Source organism: Aminobacter sp. DSM 101952 (assembly GCF_001424795.1).
GTDB lineage: Bacteria > Pseudomonadota > Alphaproteobacteria > Rhizobiales > Rhizobiaceae > Aminobacter > Aminobacter aganoensis.
In genome coordinates, this window is the sequence record NZ_LMCL01000017.1 from 1 (window position 1) to 23,656 (window position 23,656).

Here is a 23,656-nt window from a genome sequence, read left to right on the forward strand (position 1 = left end):
GACAACGTCATGCCCGACCTCCGCCAGCACCGCAGCCTGCACAAGACCGACATAGCCGATCCCAAATACCGTAAGCTTCATCAGGTCCGTTCCTGTTCGTTGATGATGTTGGGGCGCGGACGTGCCGCGCCAGCCTGTCTGCCGCTCACTGCAGCGTGCAGGCGACCGAGCCTTCGAACTGGCAAGGCTCGCCGAGGGCGGTGAAGGCGACGCGGTCGACGGCCATCGTCACCGGCTTGCCCGGATCCGAGAAGGCCCCCATCCATTCGCGCAGCGTGTCGGTGCCCCACAGGCTGAAGAAGATCTTCTGCGGGTGGCTGGGCAGTTGCGACGGCTCGGTCACCTCGTGCACGAGCTGGCCGTTGACGTACCAGCGCAGCCGCTCCTTCTCCCACACGAAGGCATAGTCGTTGAAACCCTGGTCGGCGCCACCAGGCACGTCGACGAGCTTCTCGTCGTTGGACTTGCCGCCGACATAGGCGTTGACCTGCACCTTGGAGGGATCCTTGGTCAGCACCTCGAAATCGATCTCGTCATGCGGCTGTTTGTGCACCGGGCCGATATAGGTGAAAAAGGCCGCATTCAGGCCCGAGCCGGTGCCGCTCTTCATCCGCGCCTCGTAGGTGCCGTAGCTGAAGCGTTCCTTGGTCTGCACCTCGCCGCAGGAATAGTCGCGGTTCTTCAACTGCTTCTTCTCGAAGCTCAGCACCAGGTTGCCGTCGGCGACCTGGACCTGTTGTTTTGACCAGGTGCAGTTCTGGTGCTTGCCGTTGTCCCAGCCGTCGGAGACGAACCAGCGCGAACCGCTCAGCGTGTCGAACGTTTCCACGAAGGACTTGCCCATGGCATCCTGCGCCAGCGCACCGCCCGAAGCGGCAAGCAGGCCCGCCAGCGCGACCGACAGGCGCAAGCCCCATGAGCGGCGGCCGATCCGGCCGGCTGCGTGATGTGTGACGTTTGCGTTCATAGCCAAGTCATCCTTGTGCCTTCGCGCCTCCCGCCCGAGAACCGCATTGCAACTGCCGGCCAGGGGCCTCACCCCGACCGGAAACAACCTCCCATCCTCCCGTAAGATTCTGGCCCGTCAGGGCCGGCGCCGGACCTCCTCCGGCGCCTCAGCTGCCGACGATCCCTCATCGGCCTTGCGACCTTCGTCGACAAACGTGTCCAGCGCATGACGAAGCCCGGCGATGAACTCGGTCTGCCGCCCCAGTGCCTCGATGCGGCGCAGGCAGGTCTTCAGCGATTCCGTCCACCGGTCCATGTCGTCGGCCCGCCGCGACGACGCCTCGGAATTGTCCATCGCCTCGACCAGGAAGGCCGCATTGGCCGAGACGGCCTCGTAGCGGTTCCGGATGCCGGTCCTCTCGGCCTCGATCTCCGAGGTCAGCTGGTCGAGCGAACGTGCCAGCTGTTCGAAGCGGGTCACGTCGGTTTCCCGGTCGCGGTCCGGACTGCGTGTGCGGAAAGCGAAGATCGATGCCATGCCCTTCTACTCCACGTTTGCCCGAGCGTGCCAGTTCCAGGCGCTCGACACAATCGCGGCGAGGTCGTGGCGTGGGGTCCAGCCAAGCACGTGGCGTGCCCTCGAATTGTCGGCGACGAGCGACGGTGCGTCGCCTTCGCGCCGCGGCGCCTGCTCCACCGGGAATGTCCGGCCCGAAACCTGCGCCACCATCGACAGCAATTCCTTGACCGTCGTGCCCTGCCCCGTGCCCAGGTTCAGCGCGACGCTGTCGCCGCCCTCGATCAGGTATTGCACGGCGCGGCTATGCGCGTCGGCAAGGTCCAGAACGTGGATGAAATCGCGGACGCAGGAGCCGTCGCGGGTGTCGTAATCGTCGCCGAACACGCTGAAGCCGGCACGGCGGCCGAGAGCTGCGTCGATCGCCAGCGGGATGGCATGCGTCTCGGGATCGTGGCGTTCGCCGATGCGTCCTTCGGGATCGGCGCCGGCGGCGTTGAAATAGCGCAGCAGCACCGACCGGAAGCCCTCGTAGCGGTCGAGGTCGCGCAACATGTCCTCGACGATCAGCTTGCTGCGGCCATAGGGATTGATCGGCTGCTGCCGGTGCGTCTCGCGCATCGGCGTCTCTTCCGGCTCGCCATAGGTGGCGCAGGTCGAGGAAAACACCAGCCGCTTGCATCCCGCGGCATTGGCGGCGGCAAACAGGTTCAGCGACCCCGCGACGTTGTTCTCGAAGAAGGCGATCGGGTTCCTGACCGATTCCCCGACCTCGATCAGCGCGGCGAAATGGATGACGGCCGCCGGCTGGTACCTGGCGAACACCTCGTCCAGCCGCGCGCGATCCCGGATGTCGCCTTCCTCGAGCGGTCCCCATTTGACGAATTCGGGGTGGCCGTTGCTGAAATTGTCATAGACGACGGGGCGAAAGCCCCTCCGCGCCAGGTCGAGGCAGGTGTGGGAGCCGATATAGCCGCCGCCGCCGACGACCAGAATGTCCTTGATGTCCGATGCTGTCACGTCCGGGCACCTGCGTTCTCGGCCGCCATCAGGTAGCGCAGGCGCGGTTCACGAGCCGGAGACACCGAACCAGAGCCCGTCAACGCATCGAACTTGTCCATGGCCACCCCGCGGACGACCGCCAGGAAGTTGGCGGGCGATGCCATCGCGAACTTCGCTGCCGCTGCCAAGCCGTCGGCCGCCTTGAGGTCGAGGAAACGCCGCAGGCGATACTTGTCGCGCACATGGCGCTCGTGGCGGCGAAGGACGCGCTGGTGTTGCGTCGCCAGTCCGGGTTGCGCCAAAAGCCCGAGATCGGCATCGGCCAGGCGCCGCAGATCCTCGGTGCGGTGCTGGCCGCTCAGCGAATTGGGCCGCACCACCGCACAGTAGCCGCAGGACCTGATGAACTTGAAACGGGCGCCCGCCAGCATGGCCCCGGCGTAGAGCGCATAGTCTTCGCCGAGCCGCAAATTTTCGTCGTAGCCCAGCCCCGTCCGCTCCAGCATCTCGCGCCGCATCACCGGCTTGAGGAAGCCCAGTTCGCCGCGCTGGACGCCGCGGCTGGAAATGTTGCCCGCGATGAATTGCGCGAAATCGAGCTGCGCCGGATCGGCATCGAATTGCGCGATGTCGCCCGCCAGCACGTCGCGCACCGAGGCATGTTCCACGAAGACGATGTTGTCGGCGACAAGGTCCCAGTCATCGCCGGCGACAAGGTTCGCGAACCGCCCGGGCAGGATGAAATCGTCGGCGTCCAGGATGCTGATCAGTGCCGATCTGGAGTTGCGGATCGCCATGTTGCGCGCAAATGAGGGGCCGCGATTGACGTCAAGCCGCAGCACCACAAGGCGGCCGCTGCCATCGTCGGCAGCCCGCGCCACGGCTTCGGTCGCATCGGTCGAAGCATCGTCCACGACCACGACCTCGGCCACTTCGGGCTCCAGCAGCGCCGAAGTGATGGCCGTCGTGATCGTTTCCGCCGCGTTGCGCGCAGCAATGATGACACAGACGTCGGTTCCGCTCACGTCGTTGCCTTTCCGTCTTAGCCCGCCGACGCAAGAGCTATATTGCACCTGCGAACATGGGAACCCCAACTTTTGTTACGGCGCTTCACCGTTGGGGTCGCAAGGACCCGGTGCCGACCGCCGCGACATGCGGCTTTCCAAGGCTTGTGGGCGTGTCGATTTGATCACGCCAACTAACGCCGCTATCTGCAGCGGTGACATCGCGGCATCACGCGACGGCGGGCGGAGCTGGGCAAGATGATGCTCGGAAAAGCGTCGGCGATTCCCGACAAATCCAGCCGGCGGGCGGCCGTGGATGATGCAGCAACGGCCCTAGTGCGCGCTGCCCTTTGGCGTCAGGTCGTCGGCTGGAACTGCCGGAGTTCCGTCGGCCACTGCCTTGGTGTTCTTGATTTCGGCCGTGTTCGGGCTCGCGCGCAACACCATGGCCAGGATGACAAGGAAGTATCCGACTTGAAGAATCACGGCGCAGGCCAGCACGCGCAGCAAGATCGTGCCCCAGCTGGCAGCATCGAGATAGGACCATAGTGCCACGATGGCGATCACCATCGCCATGCCGAACACGAATTTTGGCAGAGTCATGGCCACTGACCGTCAGGCCCGAGGCATCGGCACTGAATTCGTCACCATGTTGCTTGCAACTCCCCTGGCCCTGAAAGCTCCACCCACATCCGTTCCTTCGACATATTCTGATGCCGGCATGCTGGCTGGCGATCGGCCGCAGGAACGTCATTTCATTATATTGAGCCACCCAGCAGTCAGCAAGCGGAGCCCTGTTTCGCGACGAGTCCTGCCATCAACCTGGGATGTTGCATTGCACTGTCACAGACAATCGACAGTCTCGCCATTTTTCATTCAAGTCGCCATTATTTCCGAATATTTTGCCTTGTACACGTATGTTTTGTAACATGTTTCATAATCTGACACCCATTTTTAGAATGATTACAAACATGGTTGGAATTTAACCTTTAACATTTCCCACAGATCGACATATTCGATTCTGCTCAAGCATTGAGGCTATGGACATAAAACTGTCGCATTGAAATTTTCTTGTGCACGCCATGCACGGATTTTGGTCATCTACTGATAGAAATATTTCACGCGTCAAAAAAACGTGTGTTGCAGCGCAGCATGCCGGCCATATCCTGTCACAGGGCGATTCTGGGGCGATTTATCGACCAATTGGAGTTGCAGCATGAGGGATCTGGCCAAGTCTACGAGCTTGGAGTTTCCACACGTCGCCACCGACCTTCCCCCTCTGGGTGGTGTGGCCAAGCGCGGATTCGACATCATCGGTGCGGGTCTCGGGATTATCGCATTAAGCCCGTTGTTCCTGCTCATTGCCTTGTTGGTGAAGGCGTCGGACGGCGGCTCCGTGTTCTACGGCCATCGCCGGATCGGCCGTGGCGGGCGTATCTTCCAATGCCTCAAGTTCCGCACGATGGTCCCCAACGGGGATGCGGTCCTTGCTGCCCATTTTCGCAACGACCCGGAAGCCAGGGCCGAATGGGACGCGACGCGCAAGCTCAAGGACGACCCGCGCGTCACGCGTGTCGGCACCGTGCTGCGCAAGCTGAGCCTCGACGAGCTGCCGCAGATCCTCAACATCCTTCTCGGCGACATGAGCATCGTCGGCCCACGCCCCGTGGTCCGCGACGAACTCGACTATTATGGCAAGGCGGTCGTCTTCTATCTCAAGTCGCGGCCGGGCCTCACCGGACTGTGGCAGGTCAGCGGGCGCAACGACGTTTCTTATGACAGCCGCGTCGCGTTCGACCGTCACTATGTCGAGAACTGGTCGCTGGCCGAAGACATCCGCATCATCCTCAAGACGGTCCCGGCCGTCTGCCTGTCGCGCGGCAGCTACTGAGCTTGCCGCAATCGAGGCTGCGCCCATGTGGGGGCGCGCAGCTTCTCCCGCCCGCGGGCTCCAAGAGATCCCCGCGGCCCACGAACGGACGACGACCTTGAACCGAAACCTCGATCCTAATCGCCGCACGCGACGCCTGCTCAGGCTGGGCGGCGCGCTCTGCCTCACGCTGGCCATTTCGGCGTCCACCGCCCTTGCCCAGGACTACCAGCTCGGAACCCAGGACAAGCTGACCATCCGCGTCGTCGAATGGCAGACGGTCGAAGGCGCCTTCCGCGACTGGTCCTCGGTCAGCGGTGAATACACGATCGGGCCGTCGGGCAATCTTTCCTTGCCATTCGTCGGTGAAACGAAGGCCGCGGGCAAGACGACGGCCGAGATCGCCGAGACGATAGGCAAGACGCTGCAGGACAAGTTCGGCCTTTCCGACCGCCCCGAGGCGTCGGTCGAGGTGGCCCAGTTCCGCCCGTTCTACATCTCCGGCGACATCCAGACGCCGGGCCAGTATGCCTATGCCCCCGATCTGACTGTCCTCAAGGCGATCAGCATTGCCGGCGGCATGCGCCGCGGCGCCGACGGCGCCCGTACCGAGCGCGACCTCATCACTGCCGAAGGCAGCCATGCCGTGCTGTCCGACGAGCAGCTTCGGCTGATGGTGACCCGCGCAAGGATCGATGCCGAGCTCGCCGGCAAGACCGAGGTCGAAGCGCCGAAGGAGATCGCCGCCCTGCCGGCGGTACCGGGCATGATCGCCAACGAGACCGCCATCATGGCCTCGCGCCAGAAGAAACTCACCTTGAGGCTGCAGGCGCTCGAGGAGCTCAAGGGCCTACTCGAACAGGAGATCGTCTCGCTGGGCCAGAAGTCCGAGACCCAGAAGCGCCAGGTGGAACTCGCCAGGAAGGAACTCAGCGGCATCGACACGCTGGCCCAGAAGGGCCTCGTGGTGAACACGCGCGTGCTGTCGACCGAGCGCTCCATCGCCGAGATGGAAGGCAAGATCCTCGATCTGGAGACCGCCATGCTGCGGGCCAAGCAGGACATCAGCAAGGCCGAGCAGGAAGCGATCGACCTCAAGAACGACGGCGAGTCCGAACTGGCGGTCGAGCGGCAGAAGGTCGTCGGCGAACTCAACGCCGTCACGCTCAAGCTCGGAATGCAGAAGGGCCTGATCGCCGAGGCCGGCGGCACGGCCCCCGCCGCGGCCGGCACCGAACAGGCGATTTCTTATGTCCTCGTCCGCAAGGACGGCAATGGCAAGAGCAAGGACCTCACCGCCGCCGAAGACATGCCCGTCCTGCCCGGCGATGTGCTCAAGGTGAAGCGGATGGGCGACCCGCTCATTCAGTAACGGCCAGACGCCATGCGGATCAGGAAATCCACTCTGGTCGAACCCGGCCACAACACGCTCTACGGCGCCTTCGCGGTCGCCGTATCGTTCTTCGTGTTCGCCTATTCGTTCCGCATCGGCCAGGTCTCGATCCTGATGTATTATGCGGTCTGGCTGCCGCTGGTCCTGGTCGACTACCGGTTCACGCTCGGCCGCCTCGCCGCATCGCCGCAACTCCTCGCCTTCGCACTGCTTGCCTGCCTGTCCTATTTCTGGTCCGACGCGCCCGACGTGACCAGCCGGGCAGCGCTCCAGTATCTGTCGCACGTCGTCTGCGCCGTGATCGCGGCCCGGGTGATCGATGCGCGCACCCTGTCCATCGGCGCCATCGCCGGCGTCGCCGTCATCCTCACCTATTCGATGCTCGTCGGCGGCTATGTCTATGACGCGCTCGACGGCACCTACAGCTTCGTCGGCGCATTCGGCTCGAAGAACCAGCTCGGCTTCTACGCCTCGCTGGGTGTGCTCTTCGGCTGCTACTTCGCGCTGTTTCAGACGCGCGGCCGCATCGCCCGCCTGCTGGCGCTGGGCGTCGTCGCACTTTCGGCGGCCTCGCTGGTGCTGTCGCAATCGGCAACCTCGATGCTCGCCACCCCCGCAGCGGTAGCCATGGTCGTCGTCATTGCCGGACTGGAGGCGTTCTCGCCGACCCACCGCCGGATCTTCTTCGCCGCCGGCCTCGTTTTTGCCGGAACGGCGGTGCTGGCGGCGCTCAATGCCGGCGCGATCGACATGGTGCTTGGCGCCTTCGGCAAGGATTCGACGCTGACCGGCCGCACCTATCTCTGGCAGCAGGGCTTCGACGCCGCGGCAAACACGCCGCTGCTCGGCATCGGTTATGCCGCCTATTGGGTCCAGGGCTTCTCCGAGGCGGAGCGGCTGTGGAACGAGTTCTACATCACCTCCCGCACCGGCTTCCATTTCCACAACACCTATATCGAGGCGCTGGTGGAACTCGGCTATGTCGGCGCGGCGATGATCGTGCTGCCGCTGCTCGCCATCCTTAGGCTGTGCATCTCGCGGCTACTCGGCGAAGGCGACTGGATCGAGCCGCTGCTGCAGACGGGCCTGCTTGCCCTGCTGGTCATCCGCTCCTTCTTCGAGGTCGACATCCTCCAGCCCTATGTCATCGGCTCGTTTCTGCTCTACTACTGCTGGGCACGGGCCAAGGAACCGGCAACACGACCGGCCGTGCCGGCTTCACCGGCCCGGCAGGTGGAGTTCGGGCCCGGCGGCGTCGCCGCCCATTACAATCACTGAAGCTCGGTCGAGACGCTGAGCTCCACCCTGTCGGCAACGAAGCGCGTCTCGGCATACTGGATCGGCACGCCCTCGGCATCGACATTGACCGCAACCGCGACCAGCACGATGGCTCCCGCCGACAGCTTGAGGTCGGCAAGATCGGCCGCATCGGCATGGCGGGCGGATACCAGCGTCGACTTGCGGAAATAGTCCTCGATGCCATAGCGCTGGAAAGCGAGCGTGATCGAGCCCGTCTCGGCATAGGCCTCGGCGTAGCCGGGAAACCGCTCCGCATCGAACCAGCTTGTGGCGCGCGACACCGGCCGTTCGTCGGCCTCGCTCAGCGTTTCCAGCCTGACAACGGCCGCGCCTTCCGCAAGGCCGAGCCCTTCCGCCACGCGCCGCGGCGCCGGCTCCACGGCATGGGCGAGCAGGCTGCTGCGCCGATCGCGCGCCTGGCTGCGCAGGCCGGTGGAAAAGCGCGTCCGCGCCGAGATCGGAAAGGAGAGTTTCTGCCGGCTCTCGACGAAGGTCCCCCTGCCTTGCTCGGCCCGGAGCACGCCTTCCTGCACAAGTGCGGCAATCGCGCTGCGCAGCGTGTGGCGGTTAACGCCGAAGCGCTCGGACAGGACCATCTCAGGCGGCAGCTTGCCGTCGCCGCCCAGCGTTCCCGCCGAAATCGCCTGCCGGATCTGGTCGGCGATCTGGCGCCACAGCGCCACCCCGCTCTTGCGCGTCACCGCCTGTTTCTGTCCCTGCCCGCTCAAATCCACCGCCCCTGTTTGCGACCTGTCATGCACCCGTCATGCAGCCTCGCTACAAGCCCGTTGTATGTTGTTCGATTGTATAGAACAATAGACAAATACGAAGTGGAGTGGCGATCGAGATGGACCGACGGCAGGAAAGAGAACTGGAAGCGGAGCGCAAGGCGGCGATGGCGGCCCTCGCCCAAGCGCCGGCCGACGAGCTGAAGCGGCTGTGCGCGGCTGCCGGCATGACGCACGAAGCCGAGATGCTGCGCGGCCCCGAGACCGGCCTGGTGTCGGTGCGCGGTCGCATCGGCGGTGGCGGCGCGCCCTTCAACTTCGGCGAAGCGACGGTGACCCGCGCCACGGCGCGCCTGCCCGGCGGCGAGATCGGCCATTCCTATGCACTCGGCCGCGACAAGGAGAAGGCCAGGCTTTCGGCCATCGCCGACGCGCTCTGGCAGAACCCGACCCGCCGCGCCGAGATCGAGGACAGGATCCTTGCGCCCCTGCGCGCCGCACAAGCCGAAGCCGATGCGATCGGCCGCGCCGAGACGGCGGCCACCAAGGTCGACTTCTTCACCATGGTTCGCGGAGAAGACTGATGGAACAGATGGATGTCATCGACGGCGGTTTCGCCGCACCCGTGTTCGACGCCCAGACCGTCTTCCGTGCGGTCATGGACGCCATGGCCCGACCGGGCACCATCCAGCCGGTCGTCGGGCTCACCCAGCCGCCCGCCCCGCTGTCGGCAACGGCGGGAGCCGTCGCCCTCACGCTGTGCGACCACGACACCCCGCTCTGGCTCGATGCCGGGCTTCAGGTTTCGACGGCCAGGTCCTGGATCGCGTTCCACGCCGGCGCGCCGCTGGCCGCCACACCGGCCGATGCGCATTTCGCCCTCGTCGCCAGTCCGGCCAACATGATCTCGGTCGAGAACTTCGCGCAAGGGACGCAGGAATATCCCGATCGCTCGACCACGCTGGTCCTGCAGGTCGAAAGCCTGACCGAAGGCACACCGCTGCATCTCGAAGGCCCCGGCATCGAGACCTCGGCGACCATCGCGCCCACCCCGCTGCCGCGCCATTTCGTCGAGCAGTGGAAGCAGAACGGCGCGCGGTTCCCGCGCGGTGTCGACGTCATCATGGCAGCACCCGATGCGGTCGCCTGCCTGCCCCGCACCACCCGCATCAAGACGATGGAGGCCTGACATGTATGTGGCTGTCAAAGGCGGCGAAGCCGCCATCGCCAATGCCCATCGCCTGCTTGCCGACCGTCGCCGTGGCGACCGCTCGGTGCCGGCGCTGCGCATCGACCAGATCGTCGAACAGTTGGCGCTCGGCGTCGACCGCGTCATGTCGGAGGGCTCGCTCTACGACCGCGAGCTGGCGGCGCTCGCCATCATGCAGTCGCGCGGCGACCTGATCGAGGCGATCTTCCTCGTCCGCGCCTACCGCACCACCTTGCCGCGCTTCGGCTACACCAGGCCGATCGACACCGCCGCCATGCAGGTCGAGCGCCGCGTCTCCGCCACCTACAAGGACCTGCCCGGCGGCCAGTTGCTCGGCCCGACCTTCGACTACACCCACCGCCTGCTCGACCCAGATCTGGCAAACGACCCTGCCATCGCGGAACCCGAGCAGCGCGAGGGCGACGGCCAGCGCATGGCGCGCGTGTCCGAAATCCTGGCTCATGAAGGCTTGATCGAAGCCGACGGCGAGTTGCCTGAGGACCACCTGACCGGCGACATCACCCGCGAGCCGCTGGAGTTCCCGATGGAGCGCGACATCCGCCTGCAGGCGTTGTCGCGCGGCGACGAAGGGTTTCTGCTCGCCCTCGGCTACTCCACCCAGCGCGGCTATGGCCGCAGCCATCCCTTCGTCGGCGAGGTCCGCATCGGCGAGGTCGAACTGGAACTGGAGGTGCCGGAACTGCCCTTCCCCGTCACGCTCGGCCGCATCCGCGTCACCGAGTGCCAGATGGTCAACCAGTTCAAGGGCTCGGCCAAGGCGCCGCCGCAGTTCACCCGCGGCTACGGGCTGGTCTTCGGCCAGTCCGAGCGCAAGGCCATGGCGATGTCATTGTGCGATCGCGCGCTGCGCGCCGGCGAACTCGGCGAGGACATCACCGCACCCGCCCAGGACGAGGAATTCGTCATCTCGCACTCTGACAACGTCCAGGCGACCGGCTTCGTCGAGCACCTGAAACTGCCGCACTATGTCGACTTCCAGGCCGAACTCGACCTCGTCCGCCGCATGCGCTCGGAGCACGACAAGCGCAACCAGAGCAACGAAACCGAACAGCGGGAGGCGGCGGAATGAGCACGCCTGCAACAGACATCGCAACCTACAACTTCGCCTATCTCGACGAGCAGACCAAAAGGATGATCCGGCGGGCGATCCTCAAGGGCATCGCCATTCCCGGTTACCAGGTGCCGTTCGCTTCCCGCGAAATGCCGATGCCCTATGGCTGGGGCACGGGCGGCGTCCAGGTGACGGCTGCGATCATCGGCCCCGACGATGTGCTGAAAGTCATCGACCAGGGCGCCGACGACACCACCAACGCTGTCTCGATCCGCGCCTTCTTCCAGAAAGTCGCAGACGTCGCCGTGACCACCGAGACGGCCAAGGCGACGATCATCCAGACCCGCCACCGTATCCCCGAGCATCCGCTGACCGGGGGCCAGACCCTGGTCTACCAGGTGCCGATCCCCGAGCCGCTGCGCTTCCTCGAACCGCGCGAGACCGAAACACGGAAAATGCACGCGCTCGAGGAATACGGCCTCATGCACGTCAAGCTTTACGAGGACATCGCCAGGCACGGCCGCATCGCCACGACCTACGCCTATCCGGTCAAGGTCGAGGGGCGCTACGTGATGGACCCCTCGCCGACGCCGAAATTCGACAATCCGAAGATGCACATGTCGCCGGCGCTCCAGCTGTTTGGCGCCGGCCGCGAAAAGCGCATCTATGCGGTGCCCCCCTTCACCAAGGTCGTCAGCCTCGATTTCGAGGACCATCCTTTCGAGATCCAGACCTTCGACCAGCCCTGCGCGCTGTGCGGGGCCGAGCAGGTCTATCTCGACGAGGTCATCCTCGACGACAAGGGCGGGCACATGTTCGTCTGTTCCGACACCGACCATTGCGAGACGCGCCAGGCCTGCGGCCATCGCGGCCACCTCTCGCCCGACATCCTGGAGTCTGCCCGATGACCGACGAACCGCTTCTGCGCGTTACGGCGCTGTCCAAATATTACGGTTCGCGCATCGGCTGCGAGGACATCTCCTTCGACCTGTGGCCCGGTGAAGTGCTGGCCATCGTCGGTGAATCAGGCTCGGGCAAGACCACCCTGCTCAACTGCCTGGCAACCCGCCTGCTGCCAACGTCGGGCACTGCCAGCTACCGCATGCGCGACGGCCAGTGGCGAGACCTCTACCGCATGAGCGAGGCCGAGCGCCGCTTCCTGATGCGCACCGACTGGGGTTTTGTCCACCAGAACCCGGCCGACGGCCTGCGCATGACGGTGTCGGCCGGCGCCAATGTCGGCGAGCGGCTGATGGCCGTCGGCGACCGCCACTATGGCAACATCCGCTCGACCGCCGTCGACTGGCTCGGCCGTGTCGAGATCGGCGAGGAGCGCATCGACGACGAGCCCCGCGCCTTCTCGGGCGGCATGCGCCAGCGCCTGCAGATCGCCCGCAACCTCGTCACCGGCCCACGCCTGGTCTTCATGGACGAGCCGACCGGCGGCCTCGACGTGTCGGTGCAGGCGCGCCTGCTCGATCTTCTGCGCGGACTGGTGACCGATCTCGGCCTCGCGGCCATCGTTGTCACCCACGACCTCGCCGTCGCCCGGCTGTTGTCGCAGCGCATGATGGTGATGAAGGACGGCCATGTCGTCGAGGCCGGTCTCACCGACCGCGTGCTCGACGACCCGCGCGCGCCCTACACCCAGCTCCTCGTCTCCTCGATCCTTCAGGTGTAAGCCATGGCAACGCCACTCATCGTCTCCGAGGTCGCCAAGGCCTTCACCATGCACCTTCGCGACGGCATCCGTCTGCCCGTCGTCTCCAATGTCTCGTTCTCGGTCCGGGCTGGCGAATGCGCCGTGCTCGGCGGCCCCTCGGGCGCCGGCAAGAGCTCGATCCTGAAGATGGTCTACGGCAATTACGGCGTCGACCAGGGCCAGATCATCGTCGACCACCACGGCCAGCTCGTCGATCTCGCCACCGCCAATCCGCGTACCGTGCTGGCCGTGCGCCGCGACACGATCGGCTATGTCAGCCAGTTCCTGCGTACCGTGCCGCGTGTCTCGGCGCTCGACGTCGTCGCCGAGCCGCTGGTCGCCCGCGGTGTCGCCCGTGACGAGGCGCATGCCCGCGCTGCCGAATTGCTCGGCCGGCTCAACCTGCCGGAGCGCCTGTGGAGCCTGCCGCCGGCCACCTTCTCCGGCGGCGAGCAGCAGCGCGTCAACATCGCCCGCGGCTTCATCACCGACCATCCGGTGTTGCTGCTCGACGAGCCGACGGCCTCGCTCGACGCCACCAACCGCGAGGTGGTGATTTCCCTGATCGAGGAAAAGAAGGCGAAAGGCGTGGCCCTGCTCGGCATCTTCCACGATGCCGACGTGCGCGAGGCCGTCGCCGACCGCATCGTCGACGTCACCGAATTCGCCGCCGGAAAGATTGCAGCATGAGCCGCAAGCTGTCCGAACAGCCCTGGATCCACCCAAGCGCCGAGGTGACGCAGTCGACGCTTGGCCGCTGGACCGAAGTCTCCGAGCGCACCCGCATCAGCGAAAGCTCGCTCGGCGACTATTCCTACGTCATGCAGGATTGCAGCCTGTGGTGCACGACGGTCGGCAAGTTTTCGAACATCGCAGCCAGCGTCCGCTGCAACGCCACCAACCACCCGACCTGGCGGCCGACGCTGCACCACTTCACCTACCGCGCCTCCGATTACTGGGAGGACGCCAGCCACGAGAGCGAGTTCTTCGAATGGCGCCGCTCCAATGCAGTGACCATCGGCCACGACACCTGGCTCGGCCACGGCTCGACGGTGCTGCCCGGCGTCGCGATCGGCGATGGTGCTGCGGTCGGCTCGGGCGCCGTCGTCACCAGGGACGTCGCGCCCTACACCATCGTCGCCGGCGTCCCGGCCAAGCCGCTGCGCGAGCGCTTCGACCGCAGGACGGCCGAGCGTTTCCAGGCGCTCGCCTGGTGGGACTGGGACCACGCCAGGCTGCGCACCGCCCTCGACGACTTCCGCAAACTTTCAGCGGAAGAGTTCCTTGAGAAGAACGGCGGCTAAACGACTCTGCCGCAACAAAAAAGGCCGCGCGGTGCGCGGCCTCTTTCTTTGTCTGGATGAAGCCCGCTCAGGCTTCCTGGATCGCCGAGAGCTGCCAGTCACCGCCGTTCTGGCGCACGAAGGTCCAGAGTTCGGTGGTCTCGGTCGGCTCGTTTTCGTCGCCGTCCACCACTTCGCCCGTGGCCCGGTTGCGGGTGACGTCGATCGACGAATAGTTCAGCGCGGCGGTCGCGTAGTCGCGGTCGCCCTCGCTCCAGCTTTCGGCGATGTCGGCCTGCAACAGCTGGACGTCGGTTACGTCGTTGCGGACGCCGTTCTGCGCGTTGTCGGCCAGCTCTTCCGAGAGATACGAAACCATCTCCGGCGTCACCAGGCGACGCAGCGCCTTGTGGTCCTCGCGACCGAAGGCTTCCTGCACTTCGGTCAGCAGGCGCTGGAACGTGTCGAGGTCTTCACCGGATACGGTGATGTCCTTGCCGACCGGCTGCTGCTGTGCTGCGTTGGCGCGGCTGCCGCCGATGCTCGGAATGCTGAACGAGCGGCTGCCGCCATTGGCCTTGCCACCTTCGTCAGACGGGGCGGCATCGCGATAGTTGAAGTTGCCGCCGCCCGAATTGAAGTTGCCGCCGCCGGCACCCGCACCGGCCATCGCCGGACCGGACGCCTGCCGCGAGCGGAAGAACCGCAAGGCGAGCCAGATGGCGCCGCCGATCAGCAGAACCTGCATCAGCATGCCGAACATGCCGGCGAGACCGCCGAAACCCTGGCCCATCAGCATGCCGAACAGGCCGCCCATCAGCAGGCCGCCGATCATCGCGCCGCCGAAGCCGCCCATGAAGCCGGGACGCTGCTGGGCAGCGGCACCCGGACGCGCGGCGTTGGTGGCGGGGTTCGCCGCCTGGCCGGTGTTCGGGGTCATCGACCGCTCCACCGGTGCCGATGGCTGCGGCGCGGTGCGTGTCGGCGGCGCCGACTGGAAGGTGCGCGCTCCCCGGCTGCCGAAGCTGCCGCCGCGTCGCGCGTCGGCCTGGTCGACGGCGACCATGGAGAAGGCAAGGAACAGGCCCGCGAAAAGCGTGGCAAAGCGGGTCGTTCGGGACAATTTCATCGGCGGTTCCTCAATGTGACGTCCGCCCTCATATAATGACTAACAAGTGTAGTGTCAGGGCCGGCGATCAAGTTTTTGCAAAATCTTGGCTAGGACGCACAAACCCCTGATCCGACTCTTTTTCTTTCCGTCGTGCGAACTCGGCTGGCAACGGCGCTCGAGCACGCGTTTTTCGCGCTCCGGACTGTGCATCGTAACAAAACTGACATGGTCCCGACATTGCAGCTTCATGTCCCGGGTCTAGGCCCAAGCCAGAAAGAGGGCGGAAAGCCCTGAAGGGACAGGGAAGCCACGATGCTCGAAATCCGCAACGTCAGCCGCCGCTTCGGCAAGAACGTCGCCGTCAACGGCGTCAATCTCCAGATCCAGCCGGGCCAGATGGTCGGCATCATCGGCCGCTCCGGCGCCGGCAAGTCGACCCTGCTCAAGACCATCAACCGCCTCATCGACCCGAGCCAGGGTTCAATCGTCTTCGACAAGACCGAGGTGTCGTCGCTGCGCGGCCCGGCGCTTCGCCGCTGGCAGCGCGACTGCGCCATGATCTTCCAGCAGTTCAATCTGGTGCCGCGCCTCGACGTGCTGACCAACGTTCTGCTCGGCCGCCTCAACCATCGTTCGACGGGCCTCAACCTGCTCGGCATCTTCTCCCGCGAGGAGCGCATCCGCGCCATTGCCGCACTCGAGCGCCTCGACATCGCCCGCACCGCGCTCCAGCCCGCCGGCACCCTGTCGGGCGGCCAGCAGCAGCGCGTCGCCATTGCCCGTGCGCTGATGCAAGAGCCGAAGCTCATCCTTGCCGACGAGCCGATCGCCTCGCTCGATCCCCTCAACGCCAAGGTGGTGATGGACGCGCTGCGCGACATCAACCTGCGCGAGGGCATCACCGTCATCACCAATTTGCACACGCTCGACACCGCCCGCACCTACTGCAACCGCATCATCGGCATGCAGGGCGGCTCGGTGGTCTTCGACGGCGCGCCTGAAGAGCTGACCCGCGAGGCCGTGCGCAAGGTCTATGGCGCCGACAGCGACGGCGCCGAAATCTCCGAAGCCATCACCTCGACCAGCATCCGCCCGGCCAAGGTCGTGGTTCCCGCATCCGCCGCACCTCTCGAACCGGCCTACGCCCCGGCCTGAGGTCGTTCGCGGTCGCCTCGCCCGCGTCAAGGGCCCGCAATCAGCAACGGAAATGACCTGGCAGGACGCCAGGCCAAACTGGAGACATGCCATGTTCAAGAAAGCACTTCTGGGTGCCGTTTCGCTCGCCGTCCTGGCGATCGGCCAGGCCCATGCCGCCGACGTCAAGGAATTCCGCATCGGCGTGATCGGCGGCGAAAACGAAGCCGACCGCCTGCGCAACTTCCAGTGCGTCGTCGACCAGTTGCCTGCCGTTCTCGGCGTCGAGAAGGTGTCGCTGTTCCCGGCCGCCGATTATGACGGCACCATACAGGGCCTGCTCGGCGGCACGCTCGACTACGCCGAACTCGGCGCGTCCGGCTACGCCAAGATCTACCTGGAAAACAAGGACGCGGTCGAGCCGATCCTGACCACCGTCCAGACCGATGGCGCCACCGGCTACTACACCATCATGGTCGCCAAGAAGGATTCCGGCATCACCAAGCTCGAAGACCTCAAGGGCAAGAAGCTCGGCTTTGCCGATCCGGACTCGACCTCGGGTTACCTGATCCCCGTCACCGCCCTGCCGAAGGACCTCGGCGGCGTTGCCGTCAAGGACTTCGTCGCCGAGACCGGCTTCGGCGGCGGCCATGAAAACCTCGTCCTCGAAGTGCTCAAGGGCACCTTCGACGCCGGCACCACCTTCGGCTCGGGCGTCGGCGAGTTCAAGGACGGCTACACCTCGGGCAATCTCAGGAAGATGGTCGACAAGGGCATCCTCGACATGGACGACCTGGTCGAGGTCTGGAAGTCGCCGCTGATCCCGAACGGCCCGATCGTCGTTCGCACCTCGCTCGACGCCGACATCAAGGCCAAGTTCAAGGACTACATGGTCAAGCTGCCGGAAACCGACCCGGCCTGCTTCTCGGCCATCCAGGGCGGCGACTTCAAGGGCTTCACCGAAGTGACCCCGGAATTCTACCAGCCGGTGATCGACGCCCGCAAGGCGCAGATCGGCAGCTAAGCCCTACGGCCGACATCGACGCGTCGCGGCCAACCCGCGGCGCGTCCTTTTTTGATCCGGGATCGGACGGAACTCTTCATGACTATGCCACTCTCGGAAGCCGGCCTCGCGGTCGAGCGCCACTGGCGCGAACTCGCCGGCCGCCGCCGCCTCTACACTGCCGGCGGGCTGATCTTCCTGCTCGTCGCCCTGTCCGGCTCGCTCTGGTTCGCCAATGAAAGCAACGCCGGCAAGTTCTTCGACCGGCTGCCGCATTTCTTCGACTTCGTCGACCAGATGATCCCGCGCGACGGCTTGGAGGTCTGGCGCGCCTTGTTCGACCTGCCCTCGCCCTACGACGACGGCAGCCTGAAGTTCGACTATCCCGACGGCCGGATGTACCTGTTCGACAGCTCGTTCTACCTGCCCGAATACGTCTACAAGATGCTTGAGACGATCAACGTCGCGCTGGTCTCGACACTGATCGGTTTCGCCTTCGGTTTCCTGCTCTGCTTCCTCGCCGCGTCCAATCTGGTGACCCAGCGCTGGCTCCGCTTCTTCGTCCGCCGCTTCCTCGAGATCCTGCGCGCCTTCCCCGAGATCGTCATTGCCGGCTTCTTCCTCGCCATCCTGTCGATGGGAGCGATCCCCGCGATCATCGCGGTGTCGCTGCACACCATCGGCGCGCTCGGCAAGCTGTTCTTCGAGGTGGTCGAGAACGCCGACATGAAGGCCGACGAAGGCCTGCGCGCCGTCGGCGGCAACTGGCCCGAGCGCGTCTGGTTCGGCATCGTGCCGCAGGTCATGCCCAACTTCCTGAGCTACGCCCTGCTGCGGCTCGAGATCAACGTGCGCGCCTCGACCATCATCGGCGCGGTCGGCGGCGGCGGCATCGGCGAGGCGCTGCGCCTGTCGATCAGCCGCACCCACGAAGCCAAGACCATCGCCATCATCCTCCTCCTGTTCTGCACCATCGTCGCCGTCGACCAGCTTTCCGCCTGGCTGCGCAAGAAGCTCGTCGGCGAGCACGCCTTCGGCCGCGGGGAATAACATCATGACCAGCCTTTCCACGGCCGACATGCAGTCGATCGCCGACCGTCACCCCGACGTCTTCACCGGCTCCTGGCGCAAGAGCCTGACCGGCTGGGCGATCGGCGCCGGCCTCGTCGCCTACCTCGTCTTTGCCTGGTGGTTCTTCGCCGTCGGCGCAGTGCTTGCCGGCGGCAACTGGGGCATCGCCGGAACCTATCTCGCCGACTGGGTGTCCTATGAAATCCGGCCGCAGATCGACTTCAAGGACGACCGCCTCGACATCGGCTATCCGCGCTTCGCCTCCTACCGCGCCGACCGCCATCCCGAATGGCTGAGCTTCGACCAGCCCGCGGCGACGGCGGCCGCACCTGCGGCCAACAAGGCTGCCGCCAGCCGCGTCACGGTCGAAATCGACGGCCGCGACCGCATCGAGATCACGCCGTCCAGCGTGCGGGTGTCGCGTGGCAACGAGACGCTCGACATCACCGTCGCGCCGGAAAAGAGCATCACCATTGCCGATGAACTGCCGGCCTGGGCGACGCAAAGGGCTCCCGGCGAGAAGATCACGGTCGATTTCGGCTTTGCCGGCAGCGCCCAGATCGACGCCGACGACGTCAAGATCCGCCACCGCTTCCTCGGCTGGGAGAACTTCGTCTTCGACGCCAACTCGCCCTTCTGGGGCAAGTCGACGGGCGAGGTCTTCGCGCTGGTCGTCTCCGGCGACCGCCTCGATCCCAGGATGTCGAATGCCGCCCTTGCCTGGGACAACATCGTCAACAACTCCGAATGGCAGCATGGCGACGTCTGGACCAAGCTCCTGCAGACCATCGTCATGGCCTTCGTCGGCACATTGTTCGCCAGCCTGCTCGCCTTCCCGCTGGCTTTCCTGGCGGCGCGCAACATCACCCGCAACCGCCTCGTCAACCAGGTCGCCAAGCGCTTCTTCGATTTCCTGCGCTCGGTCGACATGCTGATCTGGGCGCTGTTTTTCACCCGCGCCTTCGGCCCCGGCCCCATCGCCGGCATCTCGGCGATCTTCGTCACCGACACCGGCACCTTCGGCAAGCTCTACTCCGAGGCACTGGAAAACATCGACGACAAGCAGCGCGAGGGCATGCGCTCGGTCGGCGCCTCGCCGGCATCGGTCCAGCGCTACGGCGTCGTCCCGCAGGTGCTGCCGGTGCTGATCAGCCAGTCGCTCTACTTCTGGGAATCGAACACCCGCTCGGCCACAATCATCGGCGCCGTCGGCGCCGGCGGCATCGGCCTCAAGCTGTGGGAAGCGATGCGCACCAATTCCGACTGGGAGAACGTCGCCTACATGGTGCTGCTCATCCTTGCCGTGGTCTTCATCTTCGACAATATCTCGACCGCGTTGCGCCACCGCCTGATCGGAGGCAAGTCCAGTCACTGAACTTTTCAGGTCGGCCCTTGCAAAGCCAAGAAACTCGGCCACTACTTCGTCAAACTGTCATGCAAATCATCTATCGGGCGAAAGCCTAGGGAACCGCGCCATGCGCTACGCCGTCTATTTCACGCCAGAGCATGATGATCCGCTGTGCCGCATCGCGGCCGGCTGGCTCGGACGCGATGCGTTCGGCGGCCACGTGACGCCGGCCAGGGCCTTTGGCGACCTGTCGGCTGCCGAGGTCGCGTTCCACACGGCGGCTGCGCGCCGCTACGGTTTTCACGCCACGCTCAAGGCACCATTCCGCCTCGCCGACGATGCCTCCGAAACGTCGCTGGTCGATGCGGTCGCCGCCTTCGCCAGCGACGTTGCTCCCTTCGCCATCCCACGCCTGATGCTCGCCCGGATCGACAGCTTCTTCGCCCTGGTCCCGGCTGAGCCGCTGCCTGAACTGCAGGGCTTTGCCGGCGATGTCGTCAAGGCGTTCGAGCCGTTCCGCGCACCGCTCAGCGACGCCGAGATCGCCCGTCGCAACCCCGAAGCGCTGTCGCCGCAGGAATGCCGCAACCTCAGCCAATGGGGCTACCCATACGTCTTCGACACCTTCCGTTTCCACATGACCCTGACCGGCCGCGTCGCCGCCGAGGAAGCGGCGCGCGTGCGCAGCGCCATCGAACAATGCCTGGGCAGCGTGCTCGACAGGCCGGTTCCCGTCGACGGGCTTGCCCTGTTCGTCGAGCCGAGCGCCGGAGCGCCTTTCGAGGTGCTGAGCTATCATGCCCTGGGCAAGCAAGCCGAGAGAAAGACCGCCTGAGATGACCGACCTAGTCCTGAAAAACGCCCGCATCGTCCTTGCCGACGAGGTGATCGACGGCTCCATCGTCGTCCGCAACGGCAACATCGCCGAAATCTCCACCGGCCCCAGCGCCATCGGCGAGGACATGGCAGGCGACTTCGTCATCCCCGGCCTTGTCGAGCTCCACACCGACCACCTCGAAGGCCACTACGCCCCGCGCCCGCGCGTCCGCTGGAACCCGATCGCCGCCGTGCTCGCCCATGACGCGCAGGTGGCGTCAGCCGGCATCACCACCGTCTTCGACGCTTTGCGGGTGGGCATGGACGAGGATGCCGACATGACCTCCGCCGACATGCGGCTGCTCGCCAACGCCATCGAGGACAGTGTGCGCGCCGACCGCGTCCGTGCCGACCACTTCATCCACCTGCGCTGCGAAGTTTCGGCCGGCGACTGCCAGGAGAGCTTTGCCGTCTTCGACGGCGACGACCGCGTTAAGCTGGCCTCGCTGATGGACCATGCCCCGGGCCAGCGCCAGTTCGTCGATATCGAGACCTATGCCTATTATTACCAGCGCAAGCTCAAGCTGAACGACGTCGAGTTCAAGGCTTTCTGCGACAAGCGCATGGGCGAGTCCGCCCGCAACTCCAGGCCCAACCGCGACGTCATCTCGGCGGCCTGCCATGAGCGCGGCATCGTGCTGGCCAGCCACGACGACGCGACCGTCGCCCATGTCGACGAGGCGATCGCCCAGGGCATCCGCGTCGCCGAGTTCCCGACCACGCTTGAAGCCGCCAATGCCTCCAAGGGCGCCGGCCTCGGCGTGCTGATGGGCGCGCCCAACGTCATGCGCGGCGCCTCGCATTCCGGCAACGTCTCGGCCCGCGCCCTTGCCGAACACGGCCTGCTCGACATCCTGTCGTCCGATTACATCCCGTTCAGCCTGATCCAGTCGGCGTTCTTCCTCGGCGAAGTCGTCGACGGCATCTCGCTTCCCCAGGCAATGGCGATGGTCTCGAAGAACCCGGCGGACGCCGTCGGCCTGACCGACCGCGGCGTCATCGAAGCCGGCCGCCGGGGCGACCTCGTGCGCGTCCGCGTCGACGAGCACGTGCCCGTCGTCCGCACCGTCTGGCGCGAAGGCCGCCGGGTCGCCTGACGTTGCAAGAGTCAAGTTACGGAGAAGCGTAGCATCAGTGCTGCGCTTTTTTGCCTTACGAGCCCAGCGCCTCGTTGTCGTTGAGGCTGAACAGCGTCTTTTCCATATCGGGCTCCTCGCCGGAGCAGACGCACAGCATCTCGGCATCGCCCTCGCCGATCGAGAGATAGGCGTGGCCCATGGTCGAATCGATATAGACGCTTTCGCCCGCCTTCAGCCGCACCGGCGCATACTGGTCGGTGTGGAGTTCGATCTCGCCTTTCAGCACGATCAGGAACTCTTCGCCGGCGTGCCGGGTCAAGGGGCCGAACTCCTCCAGCGTCCGTGCCCGGGCATGGGCCAGGATCGGCACCATGCGCTTCTTCACCAGGTCGGTGGCGAGGTAATGATAATCGTAATTGCGGGTCAGCTGGCGCAGCGTGTTCACGGGTGACGCAACCGACCGGCGCGTCCGCGCCGAAGGCTGCCTGCTGTCGCCGCTGAGCAGCTCGGTGACGTGGATGCCAAGCCCGGCACAGACCTGCAGCAGCTTGTCATAGGTCAGCGACATCTGGTCGTTCTCGACCTTCGACAGCGTCGACACCGCCACGCCGGTCAGGTGGCTGACATCCTGCAGCGTCCAGCCATGCTGCTTCCTGAGGCTGCGCAGGCAGTCGCCGAGATTGGGCTGTTCCGACATGGCCATCTCCATCACCGACCTCAGTAGCTAATCGAACTCCCCCAGCACCGCAAGATTCGCCAAAATTTTTCCTATACGCTAAATATTGACCGTATCAGAAAATGATTTTACGGATAGCCATGCACGAAAGTTCCCAACCCAAGAAAGTGATCGTCATCGGCGGAGGCATTGCCGGCCTCTCGCTCGCCGCCAGTGTCCAGCAATGGGCGGAGGTGACCGTGATCGAACGCGAAAGCCAGCTCGGCTATCACGCCAGCGGGCGCTCGGCGGCGCTGTTTTCGGAGACCTACGGCAACGCCCTGGTGCGCGCGCTGTCTGTGGCGAGCCGGCAGGCGATCCTCGACGGCGGCTTTGTCGAGCATACCCGCGGTGCCCTGCATTTCGGCGGTCCCGACGATGGCCAGGCCATCGACCGCATGGCCGGGGAACAGAAGGCGCTGGTGCCGGGCGTGCAGAGGCTGAGCGCGGTCGAAGTGAATGCGCTGGTCCCCTCCATTGCCCCGGAACGCACCTGTGGCGGCGTCTACGAGCCGGACGCCAAGGACATTGACACCGGCAAGATGGTCCAGGCCCAGGCCGCAGCCCTCAAGGCCGCCGGCGGCGCCATCGTGATGTCATCGGACGTTCTCGAAATCGCGCGCGGCGCCGACGGCTTCCGCGTCACCACCACGACGGGCACCTACGGCGCCGACATCGTCGTCAACGCCGCCGGCGCCTGGGTCGACGTCGTCGCCGGACGCGCCGGGCTTTCCGGCCTTGGCTTCAGGCCCAAGCGCCGCACCGCCTTCCTGTTCGACACGCCGGAGGGCATCGACGCGCGAAAATGGCCGCTCGTCGTCGACCTGCACGAGCGCTTCTACTTCAAGCCCGATGCCGGGCGCCTGATCGGCTCGCTCGCCGACGAGACCGACAGCGAGCCCTGCGATGCCTATCCCGAGGACATCGACGTCGCCACCGCCGCCTACAACATCGAGGAAGCGACCGGCCTGGTGGTCGGCCGCCCGCAGACGCCGTGGGCCGGCCTGCGCACCTTTTCGCCCGACCGCAGCCCGGTTGCCGGCTTCGATCCGCGCCTGCCCGGCTTCTTCTGGCTCGGCGGCCAGGGCGGCTACGGCTTCCAGGTGTCGCTGACGCTGGCCAGGCTGTCGTCCGCCCTGATGCGCGGCGACCCCATTCCAGCCGATCTGGCCGATCTCGGCGTCAGCTACGACGCGCTGTCGCCGCAACGATTTTTAGACCCCTCGCGCGCCGCGGAAACGCGCTGAGGCTCGACACCACCATTCCGCACATCGGTTGGCGCGGGGAGGAG

Annotated in this window: 27 protein-coding genes; 18 read left to right on the top strand and 9 right to left on the bottom strand. The window is 65.5% G+C overall.

Annotation, left to right across the window (positions count from 1 at the left end):
• The 6 genes from ASC75_RS26880 to ASC75_RS13595 all read right to left on the bottom strand — a co-directional run.
• Window positions 1-81 (bottom strand): hypothetical protein (locus ASC75_RS26880; RefSeq protein ID WP_156381259.1); only part of this gene is annotated, 81 nt, incomplete at its 3' end.
• A gap of 64 nt (window positions 82-145) precedes the next feature.
• Window positions 146-967, bottom strand: coding sequence for a glycoside hydrolase family 16 protein (locus ASC75_RS13575; RefSeq protein WP_055976114.1), 822 nt, complete (start codon window positions 965-967; stop codon window positions 146-148).
• Window positions 968-1,084: 117 nt separating this feature from the next.
• Window positions 1,085-1,486 carry a hypothetical protein gene (locus tag ASC75_RS13580; RefSeq protein ID WP_055976116.1) on the bottom strand — a complete coding sequence of 134 codons (402 nt, stop codon included), beginning with the start codon at window positions 1,484-1,486 and terminating at the stop codon, window positions 1,085-1,087.
• Between the two features lie 6 nt (window positions 1,487-1,492).
• Window positions 1,493-2,485, bottom strand: a complete 993-nt coding sequence (galE, locus tag ASC75_RS13585; RefSeq protein WP_244487839.1) for a UDP-glucose 4-epimerase GalE — start codon at window positions 2,483-2,485, stop codon at window positions 1,493-1,495.
• Window positions 2,482-3,492: a glycosyltransferase gene (locus ASC75_RS13590; protein WP_055976119.1), complete on the bottom strand. Its 1,011-nt coding sequence runs from the start codon at window positions 3,490-3,492 to the stop codon at window positions 2,482-2,484. Before ASC75_RS13590 ends, galE begins: the two co-directional genes overlap by 4 nt.
• Window positions 3,493-3,804: 312 nt before the next feature.
• Complete coding sequence (locus ASC75_RS13595; RefSeq protein ID WP_162244925.1) at window positions 3,805-4,047, bottom strand: exopolysaccharide production repressor protein; 243 nt, start codon at window positions 4,045-4,047, stop codon at window positions 3,805-3,807.
• Between ASC75_RS13595 and ASC75_RS26280 the strand changes: the two genes are divergently transcribed.
• The 4 genes from ASC75_RS26280 to ASC75_RS13610 all read left to right on the top strand — a co-directional run bounded on the left by ASC75_RS26280 (window position 4,028) and on the right by ASC75_RS13610 (window position 8,012).
• Complete coding sequence (locus tag ASC75_RS26280) at window positions 4,028-4,399, top strand: hypothetical protein (protein WP_162244926.1); 372 nt, start codon at window positions 4,028-4,030, stop codon at window positions 4,397-4,399. The two genes, ASC75_RS13595 and ASC75_RS26280, sit on opposite strands and share 20 nt — an antisense overlap.
• A gap of 288 nt (window positions 4,400-4,687) precedes the next feature.
• Window positions 4,688-5,362, top strand: a complete 675-nt coding sequence (locus ASC75_RS13600; RefSeq protein ID WP_055976124.1) for a sugar transferase — start codon at window positions 4,688-4,690, stop codon at window positions 5,360-5,362.
• A 97-nt stretch (window positions 5,363-5,459) separates the two neighbouring features.
• Entirely contained in the window at window positions 5,460-6,713 is a 1,254-nt protein-coding gene (locus ASC75_RS13605; RefSeq protein WP_055976127.1) for a polysaccharide biosynthesis/export family protein, read from the top strand.
• A 12-nt stretch (window positions 6,714-6,725) separates the two neighbouring features.
• On the top strand, window positions 6,726-8,012 hold the full coding sequence (locus tag ASC75_RS13610; RefSeq protein ID WP_055976130.1) for an O-antigen ligase: 1,287 nt from the start codon (window positions 6,726-6,728) through the stop codon (window positions 8,010-8,012).
• Here the strand turns inward: ASC75_RS13610 and phnF are convergent.
• Window positions 8,006-8,761 (bottom strand): phosphonate metabolism transcriptional regulator PhnF, encoded by a 756-nt coding sequence (phnF, locus tag ASC75_RS13615; protein ID WP_055976134.1) that lies wholly within the window; start codon window positions 8,759-8,761, stop codon window positions 8,006-8,008. The genes ASC75_RS13610 and phnF overlap by 7 nt on opposite strands.
• A gap of 119 nt (window positions 8,762-8,880) precedes the next feature.
• On the opposite strand from phnF, the gene phnG reads away from it, so the two are divergent.
• The 7 genes from phnG to ASC75_RS13650 are packed head-to-tail and all read left to right on the top strand — an operon-like array spanning window position 8,881 to window position 14,049.
• Window positions 8,881-9,345, top strand: coding sequence for a phosphonate C-P lyase system protein PhnG (gene phnG / locus ASC75_RS13620; RefSeq protein ID WP_055976192.1), 465 nt, complete (start codon window positions 8,881-8,883; stop codon window positions 9,343-9,345).
• An 8-nt stretch (window positions 9,346-9,353) separates the two neighbouring features.
• The gene (gene phnH, locus ASC75_RS13625) at window positions 9,354-9,950 is read left to right on the top strand and encodes a phosphonate C-P lyase system protein PhnH (RefSeq protein WP_055976195.1); all 597 of its coding nucleotides are present in this window, start codon (window positions 9,354-9,356) and stop codon (window positions 9,948-9,950) included.
• 1 nt (window position 9,951) lies between these two features.
• Window positions 9,952-11,061: a carbon-phosphorus lyase complex subunit PhnI gene (locus ASC75_RS13630; RefSeq protein WP_055976137.1), complete on the top strand. Its 1,110-nt coding sequence runs from the start codon at window positions 9,952-9,954 to the stop codon at window positions 11,059-11,061.
• A complete protein-coding gene (locus tag ASC75_RS13635; protein ID WP_055976140.1) occupies window positions 11,058-11,951 on the top strand; it encodes an alpha-D-ribose 1-methylphosphonate 5-phosphate C-P-lyase PhnJ in 894 nt (297 codons plus the stop codon). Before ASC75_RS13630 ends, ASC75_RS13635 begins: the two co-directional genes overlap by 4 nt.
• Entirely contained in the window at window positions 11,948-12,724 is a 777-nt protein-coding gene (gene phnK, locus ASC75_RS13640) for a phosphonate C-P lyase system protein PhnK (protein ID WP_055976143.1), read from the top strand. The genes ASC75_RS13635 and phnK overlap by 4 nt, the downstream gene beginning before the upstream one ends.
• A 3-nt stretch (window positions 12,725-12,727) precedes the next feature.
• A complete protein-coding gene (gene phnL / locus ASC75_RS13645; RefSeq protein WP_055976146.1) occupies window positions 12,728-13,435 on the top strand; it encodes a phosphonate C-P lyase system protein PhnL in 708 nt (235 codons plus the stop codon).
• Entirely contained in the window at window positions 13,432-14,049 is a 618-nt protein-coding gene (locus tag ASC75_RS13650; RefSeq protein ID WP_055976148.1) for a DapH/DapD/GlmU-related protein, read from the top strand. The genes phnL and ASC75_RS13650 overlap by 4 nt, the downstream gene beginning before the upstream one ends.
• A 67-nt stretch (window positions 14,050-14,116) precedes the next feature.
• Here ASC75_RS13650 and ASC75_RS13655 read toward each other — a convergent pair whose 3' ends face one another.
• A complete protein-coding gene (locus ASC75_RS13655) occupies window positions 14,117-15,157 on the bottom strand; it encodes a Tim44 domain-containing protein (protein ID WP_055976151.1) in 1,041 nt (346 codons plus the stop codon).
• A gap of 294 nt (window positions 15,158-15,451) precedes the next feature.
• Here ASC75_RS13655 and phnC point away from each other — a divergent pair, with 294 nt between their 5' ends.
• From phnC to ASC75_RS13685, 6 genes are all read left to right on the top strand, one after another.
• On the top strand, window positions 15,452-16,294 hold the full coding sequence (phnC, locus tag ASC75_RS13660; protein ID WP_055976153.1) for a phosphonate ABC transporter ATP-binding protein: 843 nt from the start codon (window positions 15,452-15,454) through the stop codon (window positions 16,292-16,294).
• Window positions 16,295-16,385: 91 nt separating this feature from the next.
• Window positions 16,386-17,297, top strand: coding sequence for a phosphonate ABC transporter substrate-binding protein (phnD, locus tag ASC75_RS13665; RefSeq protein ID WP_055976157.1), 912 nt, complete (start codon window positions 16,386-16,388; stop codon window positions 17,295-17,297).
• A 78-nt stretch (window positions 17,298-17,375) separates the two neighbouring features.
• Complete coding sequence (gene phnE / locus ASC75_RS13670; RefSeq protein WP_055976198.1) at window positions 17,376-18,326, top strand: phosphonate ABC transporter, permease protein PhnE; 951 nt, start codon at window positions 17,376-17,378, stop codon at window positions 18,324-18,326.
• Between the two features lie 4 nt (window positions 18,327-18,330).
• Window positions 18,331-19,722, top strand: coding sequence for a phosphonate ABC transporter, permease protein PhnE (gene phnE / locus ASC75_RS13675; RefSeq protein ID WP_055976160.1), 1,392 nt, complete (start codon window positions 18,331-18,333; stop codon window positions 19,720-19,722).
• Window positions 19,723-19,822: 100 nt separating this feature from the next.
• Window positions 19,823-20,530: a DUF1045 domain-containing protein gene (locus ASC75_RS13680; RefSeq protein WP_055976163.1), complete on the top strand. Its 708-nt coding sequence runs from the start codon at window positions 19,823-19,825 to the stop codon at window positions 20,528-20,530.
• A 1-nt stretch (window position 20,531) separates the two neighbouring features.
• On the top strand, window positions 20,532-21,668 hold the full coding sequence (locus ASC75_RS13685) for an alpha-D-ribose 1-methylphosphonate 5-triphosphate diphosphatase (RefSeq protein WP_055976167.1): 1,137 nt from the start codon (window positions 20,532-20,534) through the stop codon (window positions 21,666-21,668).
• Between the two features lie 55 nt (window positions 21,669-21,723).
• On the opposite strand, the gene ASC75_RS13690 is transcribed toward ASC75_RS13685, so the two are convergent.
• Window positions 21,724-22,347 carry an XRE family transcriptional regulator gene (locus ASC75_RS13690; protein WP_055976201.1) on the bottom strand — a complete coding sequence of 208 codons (624 nt, stop codon included), beginning with the start codon at window positions 22,345-22,347 and terminating at the stop codon, window positions 21,724-21,726.
• Window positions 22,348-22,466: 119 nt separating this feature from the next.
• Here ASC75_RS13690 and ASC75_RS13695 point away from each other — a divergent pair, with 119 nt between their 5' ends.
• Window positions 22,467-23,612 carry an FAD-binding oxidoreductase gene (locus tag ASC75_RS13695; RefSeq protein ID WP_055976170.1) on the top strand — a complete coding sequence of 382 codons (1,146 nt, stop codon included), beginning with the start codon at window positions 22,467-22,469 and terminating at the stop codon, window positions 23,610-23,612.
• Window positions 23,613-23,656: the final 44 nt, after the last annotated feature.